The sequence below is a fragment of the Gordonibacter urolithinfaciens genome, from assembly GCF_900199375.1.
GTDB classification, from domain to species: Bacteria; Actinomycetota; Coriobacteriia; order Coriobacteriales; family Eggerthellaceae; genus Gordonibacter; species Gordonibacter urolithinfaciens.
The window spans coordinates 403,727-417,355 of record NZ_LT900217.1 but is presented as its reverse complement, the minus strand read 5'-3'; the positions used below and the strand labels follow the sequence as shown (position 1 = coordinate 417,355).

At 64.3% G+C, this 13,629-nt stretch carries 12 protein-coding genes and 2 CRISPR repeat arrays; of the genes, 5 read left to right on the top strand and 7 right to left on the bottom strand.

The genetic code is table 11. The annotated features are described in order from the left end of the window. Positions 1-61: 61 nt before the first annotated feature. The gene (locus tag BN3560_RS01885) at positions 62-682 is read right to left on the bottom strand and encodes an NUDIX hydrolase (protein ID WP_227115297.1); all 621 of its coding nucleotides are present in this window, start codon (positions 680-682) and stop codon (positions 62-64) included. 18 nt (positions 683-700) lie between these two features. Further along, entirely contained in the window at positions 701-919 is a 219-nt protein-coding gene (locus BN3560_RS01880; RefSeq protein ID WP_096226823.1) for a helix-turn-helix domain-containing protein, read from the bottom strand. 112 nt (positions 920-1,031) lie between these two features. Here BN3560_RS01880 and BN3560_RS01875 point away from each other — a divergent pair, with 112 nt between their 5' ends. Both BN3560_RS01875 and BN3560_RS01870 read left to right on the top strand, forming a co-directional pair. Then, positions 1,032-1,253: a helix-turn-helix domain-containing protein gene (locus BN3560_RS01875; protein ID WP_096226822.1), complete on the top strand. Its 222-nt coding sequence runs from the start codon at positions 1,032-1,034 to the stop codon at positions 1,251-1,253. Positions 1,254-1,552: 299 nt separating this feature from the next. Next, complete coding sequence (locus BN3560_RS01870) at positions 1,553-1,780, top strand: helix-turn-helix domain-containing protein (RefSeq protein ID WP_087190831.1); 228 nt, start codon at positions 1,553-1,555, stop codon at positions 1,778-1,780. 198 nt (positions 1,781-1,978) lie between these two features. On the opposite strand, the gene BN3560_RS14220 is transcribed toward BN3560_RS01870, so the two are convergent. Then, complete coding sequence (locus BN3560_RS14220; RefSeq protein WP_154270023.1) at positions 1,979-2,122, bottom strand: hypothetical protein; 144 nt, start codon at positions 2,120-2,122, stop codon at positions 1,979-1,981. A 173-nt stretch (positions 2,123-2,295) separates the two neighbouring features. Between BN3560_RS14220 and BN3560_RS01865 the strand changes: the two genes are divergently transcribed. Then, the gene (locus tag BN3560_RS01865; RefSeq protein ID WP_096226821.1) at positions 2,296-3,456 is read left to right on the top strand and encodes a GNAT family N-acetyltransferase; all 1,161 of its coding nucleotides are present in this window, start codon (positions 2,296-2,298) and stop codon (positions 3,454-3,456) included. A gap of 98 nt (positions 3,457-3,554) precedes the next feature. Further along, a CRISPR array of direct repeats spans positions 3,555-4,586; the repeat unit is 32 nt; unit sequence GTCGCGCCCCATAGGGGCGCGTGGGTTGAAAC. A 114-nt stretch (positions 4,587-4,700) separates the two neighbouring features. Here BN3560_RS01865 and BN3560_RS01860 read toward each other — a convergent pair. The 4 genes from BN3560_RS01860 to BN3560_RS01845 form a co-directional block, all read right to left on the bottom strand. Further along, positions 4,701-4,958 carry a zinc-ribbon domain-containing protein gene (locus tag BN3560_RS01860; protein ID WP_096226820.1) on the bottom strand — a complete coding sequence of 86 codons (258 nt, stop codon included), beginning with the start codon at positions 4,956-4,958 and terminating at the stop codon, positions 4,701-4,703. Next, positions 4,940-5,719, bottom strand: coding sequence for a TetR family transcriptional regulator (locus tag BN3560_RS01855; protein WP_096226819.1), 780 nt, complete (start codon positions 5,717-5,719; stop codon positions 4,940-4,942). Before BN3560_RS01855 ends, BN3560_RS01860 begins: the two co-directional genes overlap by 19 nt. Positions 5,720-6,093: 374 nt before the next feature. After that, positions 6,094-6,312, bottom strand: a complete 219-nt coding sequence (locus BN3560_RS01850; RefSeq protein ID WP_123649863.1) for a DUF4332 domain-containing protein — start codon at positions 6,310-6,312, stop codon at positions 6,094-6,096. 160 nt (positions 6,313-6,472) lie between these two features. Continuing rightward, entirely contained in the window at positions 6,473-8,701 is a 2,229-nt protein-coding gene (locus tag BN3560_RS01845) for a molybdopterin-containing oxidoreductase family protein (RefSeq protein WP_096226817.1), read from the bottom strand. A gap of 524 nt (positions 8,702-9,225) precedes the next feature. Further along, positions 9,226-9,664: a CRISPR direct-repeat array (repeat unit 33 nt; unit sequence GTCGCGCCCCTCGCGGGGCGCGTGGGTTGAAAC). 243 nt (positions 9,665-9,907) lie between these two features. Here BN3560_RS01845 and BN3560_RS01840 point away from each other — a divergent pair. Continuing rightward, a complete protein-coding gene (locus BN3560_RS01840; RefSeq protein ID WP_123649862.1) occupies positions 9,908-11,152 on the top strand; it encodes a HipA domain-containing protein in 1,245 nt (414 codons plus the stop codon). A 156-nt stretch (positions 11,153-11,308) separates the two neighbouring features. Further along, a complete protein-coding gene (cas3, locus tag BN3560_RS01835) occupies positions 11,309-13,606 on the top strand; it encodes a CRISPR-associated helicase Cas3' (protein WP_123649861.1) in 2,298 nt (765 codons plus the stop codon). Positions 13,607-13,629 lie beyond the last annotated feature (23 nt).

Genomic DNA, 13,629 nt, shown 5'->3' with positions numbered 1-13,629 from the left:
TGGGGGAGGTGCTGCGCATGCGGCGCCTTCCTCCGTTTATCTGGAGGAACCCTCCATCCCCTTAAAGCGCGACGCCTGCCAGCTTCTCGATGAGCTTGCGGTAGATGCGGTCCGCGATCCACGGTTCGGTGGACACGGCGCAGACGTCGTCCAGATCGACCCACCGCACACCGCTGTTCTCGTCGGGCTTGACGCGCAGCGGCTCCTCCGGCGAGGCCACGGCCAGGTACGTGACGTTCAAATGGAGGTGCGAACCCACGTAGCGCCCGCGCTTCTCGTGGCCGTCCACGGTGAGCACCTCGAGCGAGAAGATGCCGCCCGGTCCGCACGGCACGAGCCGAGCGCCGGCCACGCCTGTCTCCTCCTCGAGCTCGCGGAGGGCCACGCGTGCCAGGTCGCGCTCGCCGTCCGCATGCCCGCCGATCCAGCTCCACGAGTCGTAGAGGTTGTGGTACACCATGAGCGTGCGCTGCTTGTCGGGGTCGACCGTCCAAATCGAGCAGGCCATATGCGCCGGCGCCGAGCGGTCGAACACGTGCGGGTCGTCCGCGAGCGCGCGCAGGATGGCCAGCCGGTCGACGGCTTCCTGCTCGTTGAAGGGCTCGTAGGCGCGTATGTCGTCGATGAGGGCCATGGGGGCATTGTACGCGTGCGATGCGGGCGGTGCAACGGAGCTGGGCATATACAGCTCCCAACGTGATCAACCCGGTTTCTCGTCGGGAGAGTATCCCAAGATGTCCCCTGGCTCGCATTCGAGTTCTCGGCAGAGCGCGTTCAGCGTCGAGAACCGGATCGACCTCACCCTGCCCGTCTTGATGCGGGAGAGGTTGACCGGGGTGATCCCGACCCTCGCCGCGAGCTCGATGGTGCCTGTGCCGCGCTCTTCCATCATGCGGCCGAGTTTGGAGATGACGGCCATGAGTCCCTCCTTTCCGATTCGGGACAACGGGTGCTCGACGATACCGGTCCGAGTGTCAAATAGACCCCTAAAGTGGACTATTGGAGCAGTAGCGATGCGCAAACATGGGCGAATGCGCACATCATCCGAAACGCAGAGGAGGCTCGGCCTCAGGATCAAGGACCTACGCGAGGAGCGGGGCCTGTCGCAGTACGCCTGCGCCCCCTGGCTCGGGGTGTCGCGGACCTATCTGGCCGACGTCGAATGCGGCAGGCGCAACGTGAGCCTGGCCACGCTCGATTCGATCGCCCGCGGGTTGGATGTCTCCCTGGAAGAGCTTCTGAGGGGCGTCTAGCGAGCAGGTCCGCCGCCTCTCCGAGGCGCGCCGCGGCCGATCCCGGAACCTCCCTTGCCATCGTGTTGACGCCGATAGCGTCGAACGTGTCGAGCCCCTCGTTCTCCAACCCCTCGCCATACAGCTTCAAGTGCACGGCGAGTTCTCCAGCGCAGCCTTCGCCTCGTCGACGGCCCTCTCGGCATCTGCCGCCCCCTCCAGCTCGATCATGCCCCCCTCTGCCGGACAGGGCGGAAACGATTTCGTCAAGGTCACTCACATGTGACTATGACGAATAGTCTAGCGCATACCCTTGGCACATGGGAGTGACACAGGACAACAAATACGAGCGACTTGGGAAGTCGATCCGCGAGCAGCGCTTGGCGCAGGGCCTCTCGCAGCGCAAGCTCGCGGGCATGATCGGACAGCCCAACTCCCACACCTACATCACCCGTGTCGAGCAGGGCAAGATCAAGATCGGGCTCGAGCAGCTGGGAAGGATCGCGGACGCGCTCGGCGTGGAGGTGCGCGACCTCATCGATTTCTGACTGCGTTCCGGCTCGGTGCCGGAAACTGCTCGGAAGCGTTGGGATGGAGAGCATCTCGCCTGCCTCCGGCGCTTCGGGCATGCATCGGGGCTATCCCGCCGCCTCGTAGGCAGGCTCATGGGCTAGGTTGCCGCGCTGATCTTCCAAGAGTCCGCGTCGATTCGACGTGATTCCTCCTCCATCTCGTGCGCGTACCGGTCAATCTTCGGCTTGAGCCGCCGGGCTCGCCTTCACGCCGGCGAAGTTGTGTCTGACCTTCAGGCTCGGAAGCCCCGCCATGCAGGTCATCTTAACGGCCGTCATCGCTGTCGCGACTTCGCCGGAAGGGGCGCTTTTCGGCATCAGATGCTCTTTCTGTCGGGTTCCGGTCTGAGGCTATGCAGTCCGTCGTGCGCTTTCGATGGGTCGTCGTAGCAAGACGCTCGCCCTCATCGGCTCCGGGAGCCCCGTTCGCCGCACTGCCACGTGTTAGAATGGCGTTCGCAGCCGTATCCCGCCGACGAAAGGCGCAGACGTTGAAGATTGCCATCAGTTCCTGCCTGCTGGGAGAGCCCTGCCGCTACGACGGGAGGTCGTGCCCGTCCGAGGCCGCCCGGCTCCTGCAGGGCTTGGACGGCGTCGAGCTCGTGCCCGTGTGCCCGGAGGTCTTGGGCGGTCTGCCGGTGCCGCGGTCGCCGAGCGAGATCGATGCCGCCGAGCGTGTTCTGCGCGTGACGAGCGCGGAGGGCGCGGACGTCACGGCCGCTTTCATGGCCGGCGCGCAGGCGGCGCTCGAGGCCGTGGGGGAGGGCGGCTGCAAGCTGGCCGTGCTGAAGGCGAAGAGCCCGTCGTGCGGATGCGGCCTGGTGTACGACGGCACGTTCTCCGGCGCGCTCGTTCCCGGCTACGGCGCCGCGGCGCGCCTGCTGCGGACGGAGGGCGTGCGCGTGGTCGACGAGGAGCAGCTGGCGGCCGTGCTCGCCTCCTCTGCCGCGCGGCATCCCGATGCCCTTCCAGCCCTGTTCGCCGAGACGTCTGCCGCCTGCCCCGTGCTCGAGACTGAGCGGCTCGTGCTGCGCGCCATCGGGCCGGAGGATGCCGAGGACGTGTTCGCCTACTGCTCCGATCCCGATGTGGGCGCCGACGCCGGCTGGCCCGTGCACCGCACGCTCGATGACTCGCGCGCGTTCATCGAGGCCGTGGCCTGCGAGCCGCACGTGTTCGGCGTGTTCGAGAAGCTTTCCGCTGCCGACGGGGCTGACGGTTCCGACGGCGCCGTATCGGAACCGTGCACGGGTCCCTGCATCGGCTCGGTCGGGCTCATCCCTGACCCGCAGCGGCGCAACGTCGATGCCCTCATGTTGGGGTACTCCCTGGCGAAGCCCGCCTGGGGCCGGGGCTACATGACGGAGGCGTCGCGCGAGGTTATCCGCTACGGTTTCGAGGAGCTGGCCCTCGGCCTGATCTCCTGCACGCATTACCTGTTCAACGATCGCTCTCGACGCGTTATCGAGAAGTGCGGCTTCGAACGCGAGGGCATCATCCACGCCGCCGAGCCCGCCCCCGACGGCACCATGCAGGACCTGGAGACGTACTATCTGACGCGCGTGTCATGGGAGGAGGCCTCGCGCGAGAGCGCGCCGCTCTGCGCGAACCCGAAGCTCTGGCAGTCCACTCAAGAGGTTCGCGCAGAATGACACGTCCAGAGGGGTAGCTTGCTGGTTGCGCAAGGTGCTACGCATCTTGAAAAATGAATACTATAAGTGAAAAATGCACTATCCTGCATAAACTGCCAGTCGCGCCCCATAGGGGCGCGTGGGTTGAAACATCGACGAATGCACGGCCGACGCCAAGAAGGCCGTGGTCGCGCCCCATAGGGGCGCGTGGGTTGAAACACGGCTGTTCCGTCTGCTATGAGCAGCGTTGGAGTCGCGCCCCATAGGGGCGCGTGGGTTGAAACCGGCCACGACCTTGCCGGTGGCGTCTACGACGGTGTCGCGCCCCATAGGGGCGCGTGGGTTGAAACAAGATGCCTCCAGAAATCATCAGGAGCGGAGGAACCGGTCGCGCCCCATAGGGGCGCGTGGGTTGAAACATCATGCCGTCCCACGTGTACCCCATGTCTACGCAGTCGCGCCCCATAGGGGCGCGTGGGTTGAAACCTGCTCGAATACCTATTGGCCCACATCCCCGTCGTCGCGCCCCATAGGGGCGCGTGGGTTGAAACCTGGAAGCCGGACACCTCGCCACGGCGGAACCCCGTGGTCGCGCCCCATAGGGGCGCGTGGGTTGAAACTCGCAGCAGGGCGGGGGAGTGAGGTGCATGCGCTCGTCGCGCCCCATAGGGGCGCGTGGGTTGAAACGGCGTAGTCTGCGAAGCCTTGGCGTGACCGTAGAGGTCGCGCCCCATAGGGGCGCGTGGGTTGAAACGAGTTTGGACGCATTGACGCTCCCGTTGGCGAGCGTCGCGCCCCATAGGGGCGCGTGAGTTGAAACGACTGGGAATCGGACGCGCCGCGCATACAGGCGTGTCGCGCCCCATAGGGGCGTGTGAGTTGAAACGCGCTGGCTGGCGAGCCGGCGTGGGTCCTCTGCGGTCGCGCCCCATAGGGGCGCGTGGGTTGAAACCAACGACTACCACGGCCCGTACGTAACCGACACGTCGCGCCCCATAGGGGCGCGTGGGTTGAAACTGCGAGCCGCCCAAGGCCCCGGGGCAGCTGGTCGCCGTCGCGCCCCATAGGGGCGCGTGGGTTGAAACCGCTGAAGGTCGCCTCGGGAAGCGGTTCGTCGTTGTCGCGCCCCACAGGGGCGCGCGGGTTGAATCATTCGAATCGTGCTCGCTAAATGGACGGCTAAACAACCCGAGAGGCATCCTCGTGCGAACTGGGTTGACGCCTCGCTCGCCGGTTCTTGGGCCGCATTGTCCCAGCTTGCCGCACTACCCGGCAGGCTCGCCTGTCTTGCCCGGCTTCCCCGGCTCGTCCGATCCCGCTGTTGCGTGCGTCTCGTTCGCCCCATACTTCTTTATCGTGCTCGCCATCATGTCAGAAGGGCGATACAGGAACGTGAAGCACTTCGGGCAGCTCACGGCGTTGTCGGGCACCGGCTCGCCGCATTCGGGGCAGCGGCCGTCGTCGATGCGCTCGCCGCTTCCGTCGGCCATGCATGCGCCGCACATCACGCAGGGGATGCACATGGGAAGCCTCCTTCCGCTTGCGGTTTCGCTATCTCCCCCGGCATGCCACCGATCTCGCTCGCGGCCTTCTCGACCTCCTGCCGTATGAGCGCGGCCAGGGAGTCATGCACCACGTTCTCGAAGGGGAGGATGTCGCGCGCCGTGCGTCGCGCCGACGTGTAGTTCAAACGCTCCACGAAGCGCGACAGGAACGCGCCGGTGTAAAACTCGGCCAGGAAGTCGACGCCCGCGTTGCCGGTCAGGCGCTCGCGCACGGCCTGCCGGACAAGCGGGGCCTGCTCCTCCACCCTGCGGTCGATCAGGAACAGGATGTCCTCCCTGATGACGGGGAAGAACAGCTGGTGCAGGTAGAAGTCGAGCGTACCCGGGCCGCGCGTGGAGAACATGCGGCGGTAGTACGTCCGCCGACGCTCCAGCGAGTAGGAGAGCGCGGCGAAGAAGGGGGCGTTGTAGATGCGTCCCGAGTCCTCGATCTTGCGCGCGTAGAACGGGAACGCAGCGAGCGTGCTTTCAGGGCTGCCTGTCTCCCACACCAGCAGGTCCTCGGGGAACTTGTCCAGCAGGCCGCACGCCAGGTCATAGCGGAAGAGCCACACGACAAGCTGCTCCTTGTCGCCGAAATGGTAGTAGAACGTCTTGCGGTGCTTGCCTGCCTGCTCGGCGATCATGTTGACGGTTATGCGCTCGGCGGGCATGGTTTCCACGAGGCGCACGAACGCCTCGGCCAGGCGGAGCTTCGCATCAGGGCGCTTCGGGCTCATGGCTACCTCGTTGGGACGTGGCTGCGGTGTTGCCGGGCTGCATCGCGTGGGCGGCTGCGGACTCCATGATAGCGCGGAAGTTCCCGCAGCGGTGCGGCATGCTGCGGGAACTTCCGCTCTTGCGGGGAAGGGCGCCCGGCTAGGCGCCCGGGCTCGGGGTTCCCGGTGCCTTCGGCGGCGCGGGGGATGTCGGCGCCCCGGGTGTAGCGCCGCCAGGGGCGCTCGGCGGCGCTACAGGTTCCGGCTTCCTCATCACCGCCCCGCACTCGGGGCAGGTTCCGTCGGGGTTCGGCTCGGCGACGATGTAGCAGCTGGGGCATACCACCTCGCCCGCCTCCGCCGTGGGTGGTCTGAAGCACACGGCTGGGCCTCCTTTACCATTCGCAGTTCGACATGAGTATGAAGTTGCCGGCGGTCGAGGACCATTCCTCCAGCTTGAAGGGGTCGACGCCGGTCTTCTCCGAGAGCTCCGCACGCGAGTCCGCGTACTTGGCCACGTCGTAGAACTCCTCGATGGTGGCTATGCCCAGCTCCTTGAGCTTTGCCACGGCGTCGGGGTCGATTCCGAAAAGCTTGTCGAGATCGGCAGCCATTGCGATCATCCGCCTTCCTGTTGGTTCGCGCGCCCCCTCGGCAGTGCTGCCGAGGGGGGCGTCTCGTGCGCCGGGTCGCGCGCGTCGCAGCCCGGCGCCTTCCGGTTTCCGCGGCGCTCGTGCGCCGGGCGCCGCGGGGCTTGGCGTGCGGGAAGCGGGCCTACCGGTCCTGCTCCTCGCACTTGTACACCTTTGCGGCCACGCCGGTTTGCTGCCAGGCGCCGATGAGCTGGTCGAGCGAGTCGGGGTCGTCGTCCAAGAGCACGTTCGCGTTCGACTCGAACGCACCGAACAGGCTCGGCAGGGCCTGGTCCTTCTCCGGGAACCACCAGTCGTGCTGCACGCTGATGACGCGCGGGTCCACGATGGACGTCTTGCGGGCGCGCTGCTTGATGCGGCCCATGTGCGTCTCGATCCAGCACCAGTCGCCGTCGCGGATGTCCAGATCGATGGCCGTGTCGGGGTGGATGTCGAAAATCGGGTCGGGATGCAGGTTGCGGTACGGCCCGGGCTGCCGGTGCTCGGAGTGGTAGAACGGCAGGAAGCGAGCGCCCGTGATCATGACGAGCGGGTAGACGCCCTCCCATTCGGGATGCTTCTCCACGCTCGACGCCGGGTACTCGAACGCCGGCAGCGGGTCGAAGGGCAGCCCGGTCTCGCGCGCCAGGTCCTCGATGACCGAGGAGTACAGCTCCACCTTACCCGACGGCGTGAGGAACTTGTAGCCGGGCTCCTTGTACTTCTCGAACTTCTTCTGGCCGGCCATGTACTTCACGTCATGGTAGAACTTCTCGTGCGTGAGCCCCATGGGCGCCAGCTGGAAATCCAGCATGTCCTCGGCCTTCGGGCCCCACCACTTGTCCTCCTGGCCCAGGCGGATGGCCAGGCCGTAGAAGAACTCGTAGTCGTCGCGGAAGTCCACGTCGGCGCCGCCCTCGAAGCGCTCCAGCACGCGCGCCTGCGCGCCGAAGTACATGGGGCGGTGGTTCATGACGGCATAGCAGTTGTCCGGGCGTTCGAGCCATGTGGCGGCTGGAAGCGCGTAGTCGGCAAGCGCCGCGGTGGGCGTCATGAAGTAGTCGTGCACCACCAAGAGGTCTAGGTTCATGAGGGCCTCTACCACGAGCTTCGTGTTCGAGAACGCCATGACCGGGTTGTCGGCCTGCACGATGAGGGCCTTCACCGGATAGGGGTCGCCGTCGCGCATGGCGCGGAACAGCAGCGGCGCGTTGGAGTACGGATAGAACGACGGGTAGGCCTGCGAGATGACGTCCCAGCCCTTGAACGTGAGGCCGGGGAAGCGGTCGTTGCCGATCATCTTGTCGCGCTGCTCCTGCGAGAGCGCGTAGTGCTCGTAGAACGCCGGGGGGAAGCGCGACGGGGGCGCCAGCTGGTCGCCGCCCTTCTTGTCGATGTTGCCCGTGATGGCGCGCAGGATGGCCTTGCCGCGGATGGCGCTGGAGGCGTTGATGCCGCTCGCGTCGCCGCCCTTCTGGCCCCACGGCAGGCAGGCCGGCTTCGTGGTGGCGTACATCCGGGCCGACTCGCGAATCTTGTCGGCGGGTATCCAGGTGATCTCGGCCACCTTCTCGGGCGGGTAGTCCTTGGCGCGCTCGCGCAGCTCGTCGAAGCCCACGCACCACTCGTCCACGAACTCGTGGTCGTAGAGATCCTCCTCGATGATCACGTTGATCCAGCCGAGCGCGAGCGCTGCGTCGGTGCCGGGGCGGATCTGCAGGAACAGGTCGGCCTGCTGGGCCACCTCGCTGAAGCGCGGGTCGATGACCATGAGCTTGGCGCCGCGCTCCTTGCGGTTCGTGTTCACCCAGTCCCACAAAAGCGGCTCCGACGCGATGGTGTTACGGCCCCACAGCACCACGAGGCCGGCGTTCACCCAGTCCGACTTGTCGGAGCAGAACCCGCCGTAGGTGCAGGGCTCGAGCCACATGTCGCTGGAGTAGCAGATGGTGCCGTTGCCGCCCGTGTTCGGGCTGCCGAACAGGTTCGTGAACTTGTAGTGCAGCCAGCTCCACGTGCGCGCCGTGCCCTCGGTGAAGGCAAGCGTCTCGGGGCCGTACTCGTCGCGCAGCTCGGCCAGCTTCTCGGCTATCTCGTCGAACGCCTGGTCCCAGGAGATCTCCTCCCACTGGCCGCCGCCGCGCTCGCCCACGCGCTTGAGCGGCTTCTTCAGGCGGTTCGGGTTGTACACGAACCCCTCCAGGTAGCGCTGCTTGTCCAGGCGCGAGCACGTGTAGCCCTTGTTGTGCGGGCAGTCCGGGTCGCCCTCGATGTTCGTGATCCTGCCGTTCACCTTCGTCACCAGCACGCCGCAGCGCACGTGGCAGAAGAAGCAACCGGCGCGCAGTACCTCAACCTTGTCCTCAGCCATGAGCCCTCTTCCTCTCGTCTCTCCGATTGGCGGCCGTGCCCGGCCGTCGCAGCCCGATCCCGCTCCTTTCCGCAAACGAGGCCCGCCTTCATGTTGACCGCCCGCCTGCCGCCGCCTGCGAGCGCAAACCTTCGGAAACGCCGTGGAAGTGCAACTAGGAAGTGATGTTGAGTGCAGTATGGCCGGCGCGGCGCGGTGGCGCCATGTCCAAAAGGGCGCAGGGGGATAGGATTGGGAATTCCGTGCTGATAGGGTAAGCGGTGGGCAGGAGAGGCTTCCTTTTGGGTGATGCGAACTCGTACGTTCTTGCTTGTTCTATAATGAGCTTGAGTGAATTCGAGGTTGACGATGAGTCTGGGTGCCCTCGATCCGCTAGTGCGCGAACCCTAAGCTATGGGGATTCACACGTGAGGTTCGCGCATGAATCGAGTCATTTCGGGTCGATGGTTGCTAGGAGGGTTCTGAGGCAGCTTGAAAATTGCATATTTCATTCAATTTTATTCAGAATTATGCATGAATTGACAGTCGCGCCCCTCGCGGGGCGCGTGGGTTGAAACTCTCGCGGGTGTGGAATCAGGTTGCAGAAGAGACCGTCGCGCCCCTCGCGGGGCGCGTGGGTTGAAACCACACTTCCGTGTACGGCACGACGCGCTCCATCAGCGTCGCGCCCCTCGCGGGGCGCGTGGGTTGAAACGGGTACTCGGCGATGACCCTCTCGTGCGTTCGCTGTCGCGCCCCTCGCGGGGCGCGTGGGTTGAAACTCCAAGAGGCGCGGCCTCCAACGGGAGGGGAGCGGGTCGCGCCCCTCGCGGGGCGCGTGGGTTGAAACTCGAGCACGCCCAAACGAGCGATTGAAGCCATAGTCGCGCCCCTCGCGGGGCGCGTGGGTTGAAACAAGGTCTCAAAAAGGCTCACACGAGCTCTTCTAACGTCGCGCCCCTCGCGGGGCGCGTGGGTTGAAACTGCCCTTAGTCCAGCAGCTCGGGTCGCTCATGCAGGGGTCGCGCCCCATAGGGGCGCGTGGGTTGAAATGCCGCCGCGCTAGCTTCCGATAAAACGAGTGATAGGCCTCGGCCTCTGCGAAGCTACCTGATTTGTCACTGCTGCAGTTGCGAAAGGGGTGTGAATTGGGTGCGCACCGTCGCCGTATCGTGCTCTTAGCACCGGTTTCGACAGACATTTGCGCCCCCATGCTACAATGCGCTCATGATGCGCGAGAGCGACATATACGAGCTGCGGCTGTTCGATCGGATCCTGATCGTCTTTCGCATGTCGCGCGGCGAGTACGGCGATCTTTCAGTTGAGGTTGTCTCGGCAGACTCGTCGGCAAGCCGCCTTCTCCCGCTGTCGTTCGATGGAGAGACTACCGACGAGCGTCTCTTCGAATGGATTCGCCGACGGCGCATCCCGAAGAATCGCGCCTATGTTGACGAGATACTCAAGTCGTGCGGCATCGAGTCCGACGATGCGAAATCGATCATCGATGTGAGTAAGGGCCTTTCGCTCAACGATTCCTATTGGGTTGTTCCTCGAGGCTTCGAGGGTTCTTTTGCTGAATGGAACCTCTATGAGAATGAGATGAGCGCCGCTTTGCAGCTTGTCGCGTACACTGGCGTCGCTTCAGACGCGCTTGCCGACGGCGGCATCCCAAGCGAGCTCACCAACAGCGGCATGTTCCCCAAGGCATGGCGGGCGGAAGGATCTAAGCGCATCCTGTACAAGGCTGGTCATCTGTTCGAAGGCGCCAACGTTGGCAAGGAGCCCTACTCGGAATACCTTTCCTTCCAGATCGCGCACCGCATGGGGATCGACGCGGTTCCGTATGACCTGGCCCTATGGAAGGGGAAGCTCTGCTCCACCTGCGAGCTGTTCTGCTCGAAGGACGTCGCGTTCGTACCTTTCGGCTTTGCGGTACCCACCGAGCGTTTCAAGAACATGAACTTGCGCGAGGCTCTCGCGTATTTTGCAAGCCTCGGCGAAGAGGCGCTCGAAAGGTTCAAATCGATGCTCGTGTTTGACGCGCTCATAGGCAACGAGGATCGCCATATGGGGAACTACGGCGTGCTGCGCGATAGCGCCACAGGCGCCGTAAAGGGGATGGCTCCGCTGTTCGACCATAACGTGGGGCTGTTCGCGGGAGCGATGCCCGACGAGCTGAACGTGGATGCCATGATGCGGAAGGCGTCGATCGGCCGCGGCGCGTTCGCCCCCTCGCTCGACGAGCAGGCGGCTCTCGTGATCGGTCCGGTGCAGAAAGCGCAATTGGAGCGGCTTGCCGGATTCGTTTTTGAGCGTCATCCAGTCATGGACGAGTTCGACGAAAGCGATACCCGCAACTATTTCAGCGACGAGCGGTTGAAGTGTCTGAACGGCTACGTGGCACGCCGGGCAGAGGTCCTCCTTGAGCTCCCGACGGTTGATCCCGGGAAGATCAGACAGGATGTTGGATAAACGGAGCCGATCGCTCTTGTTTTTTGAACTAACGTCAAAACTCAAATTATATTTCATCCCATAATTTGACCTGTACCATTATGAGGATAATCAAAATCCGATAAACGTGTACAATGAAATAATCTATTATGATTTAGATTATTGATCGGAAGCCTCATGCCAGAATACTACGCTCATACTGGTTCCGACCTCGACGATGTTTCAACGTGGCAGACCCTTTCGGAGCATGCGAACGAGGTGGCGCGGCTGGCCGAGGCGTTTGCGGAGAAGTTCGGCATGGGGGTATGGGGGCGCACGCTCGGATTGCTGCACGATGCGGGCAAGGCGAGTGTCGGCTTCCGGAGGCGCTTGGAAGGCGGCAAGCCGGTCGATCATTCGACGGCGGGAGCGAAGGTCGCTGTCGGTCGGTATGGAGTCTGCGGGCAATTCATGGCATACGCCCTTTGCGGACATCACGGCGGAATGCCCAACGGTAAAATTTGGTCAAATCCCCCCAGTTCAAATAGCAAATTGCTGCGGTCGCCGCTCAAAGATCGCCTTGGCGGCGAGATCGAATCCTACAATGCTTTCTTCGAGCTGGTCGAGGCAGGGCAAATCAACCTTCCCGATGCTGCCCGGCTTGGAGCCCCTATGCACCCCGGTCGAACGTTCGAAAGCACAGCGAGAAAAGCGTTCTCGATGTTCGTGCTCGAGCACTTCCTGTATTCCAGCTTGGTCGATGGCGATTACCTCGATACCGAACGCTTCATGACGCCTGAAGCCTCGGAAGCGCGCGAGGCGCGCGAGCTCGCCAACATGGAAGAGCTGCTCGCGAAGCTCGAGAGCCACATGGCCGAGCTTATGGAAAAGGCGGGCGACACGTCAGTCAACCGTGCGCGGCGCTCGGTGTACGAAGACTGCCTCGCGACCGCCGTGCAGCCTTCCGGGCTCTACACCATGACGGTGCCGACCGGCGGCGGCAAGACGCTCAGCTCGATGGCTTTCGGGTTGCGGCATGCGGTTGAGCAGGGGATGGAGCGTGTCATCGTGGCTATCCCCTATACCAGCATCGTCGAGCAGACAGCCGCCACGCTCAAAGCCATATTCGGCGCCGAGAACGTGCTGGAGCACCACTCCAACTACGACTTCCGCGACCTCGATGACGAGGAGAAGGCCAGGCAGCGTCTCGCCATCCAAAATTGGGACGCGCCCATTGTGGTGACGACGAACGTGCAGCTGTTCGAATCGCTCTTCTCGAACAAGCCGGGCAAGAGCCGCAAGGTGCACAACATGGCGCGAAGCGTCATCATCCTCGACGAGGCGCAGACGCTCCCCGACGAACTGCTGAAGCCTTCGCTCGCCATGCTCGAGGAGCTTGCGGCGGGCTACGGCTCGAGCATGGTGCTGTGCACGGCCACGCAGCCGGCGCTGGAGGGGCTGTGGCCCTTCGGCGCCGAGCCGCGCGAGATCGTGCAGCATCGCGACTTGTTCGACGAGGCGTTCGGCGGGCGGGTTGCCTACGAGTCGCTCGGCACGATCGAGCAGGCGGATCTCGTCGAGCGCATCGCGGCTGGTCGTGAGGTGCTCTGCGTGGTGGGCACGCGCGGCCTCGCCCGTGCCATATACGACAATGTGGTGGCGCGAGCGGTGGAGCGCGGCGACCTATCGGACGTCAAGCGCGCGTTCGACGAGGGGTACTTCCATTTGAGCGCCTTCATGATTCCGGGCCATCGCAGCGCCATGCTCGAGCGCATTCGCGAGCGCCTTGACCGCAAAGAGCGCTGCGTCGTGGTGTCGACGCAGCTCGTGGAGGCGGGCGTGGACGTCGATTTCCCCGAGGTGTACCGCGAGCTCGCAGGGCTCGACTCCGTCGTGCAGGCCGCCGGCCGTTGCAACCGCGAGGGGCGCTTGCCGGGAGCGGGCACGGTGCGCGTGTTCGAGCTGTCCGTCGACGGCGAGCGGCAGAAGACGGAAACGTGGCTCGAGAAGATGAAGGGCATTGCCCGCGACGTGGTCCGTGAAAACGGCGGACGGGTCGACGAGGGGCTGATTCCCGCGTTCTTCCAAACGCGCTATGGTTCCGAATGCCTCGATGCCAAGGGCATCTTCCAGAAAACGGCCACGAAAAACCTGATTTCGGACAGATTCGAAACCATGCCGTTCGAGCAGTGCGCCTTGGACTACCGGATCATCCAAGACGACTCCGTTCCCGTGTTCGTGCCTTGGGGCGCCGAAGGCCGCGCGCTTCTCAAGGAGCTGCTCGCGAGCGAGAACCCGGCGGGCATGGCCATGCGCTTGCAGCGGTTCAGCGTGGGGGTGCCTATCTGGAGCATCGAGGGGTACAAGCAGGCGGACGCCGTCGAAGAGCTTGAGCCGTTCCTCATATTGAAAGAGGACGGTTGCCGGTCCTTCTACCGGGAGGATGTGGGGTTGGTTGCGGCGGGAGAGGAGGTTCTCGAGCTGCTGAGCTGCTGATACGGAGGCTGCGCTTGCGAGCG